Raw genomic sequence first — 554 nt, 5'->3', positions numbered from 1 at the left:
CTTATGTTGACACCTAGATCGGTTAGATGCGCCTTAAAGCGCTCTAAATCGAAATGAAGGCTATCCTTTGTTTTTTCGAATGCCTGATCGATTCGTGCTCTTAGATCATCTTTCCATATATATTCGCCTTTATCCTTGAGCTTCTGTTCTTTAATCGTGACCGATGTGCCACGTTCCTTATGCTTTTCAATGACGGGATAACCATGTTCCTGTACAACCGCATCATTGATGCGTTCGATGATCTTCTTTTCCTGATAACAGTGATATTTGTGGCCATCCTCTAGATTTACCGCATTAAACACGATGTGATTATGATAGTTGTCTGTATTGCCATGTGTATAGACGACGGCCTGAAAGCCCCCTCCGAGTGCTTCATTCAGCCGTTCGGCCAGTTCATATCCCATCTGATTGACTTCAAAAGGATCAATGTCACGTCCTTTAAAGGACTGTTCAATGAGGTGCGCTTGAATGTCCTTGCCTTCGTCCTTCGCCTTGTTGAACGCTTTCCTCACGACACGAAATTCATATTCAGCGTTACTCGGATCACAGTTGAT

1 protein-coding gene is annotated in these 554 nt (G+C 43.5%); it reads right to left on the bottom strand.

Features of this window, described 5'->3' with window-relative positions; all coding sequences use genetic code 11:
• A partial coding sequence (locus tag CD152_RS08790) for a relaxase/mobilization nuclease domain-containing protein (RefSeq protein WP_169926183.1) occupies positions 1–554 on the bottom strand: 554 nt, incomplete at both ends.

This window comes from Macrococcoides caseolyticum (genome assembly GCF_002902665.1).
Taxonomy (GTDB): domain Bacteria; phylum Bacillota; class Bacilli; order Staphylococcales; family Staphylococcaceae; genus Macrococcoides; species Macrococcoides caseolyticum.
Note: the sequence above shows the minus strand (reverse complement) of the source record. Positions and strands in the feature narration are given on the sequence as shown.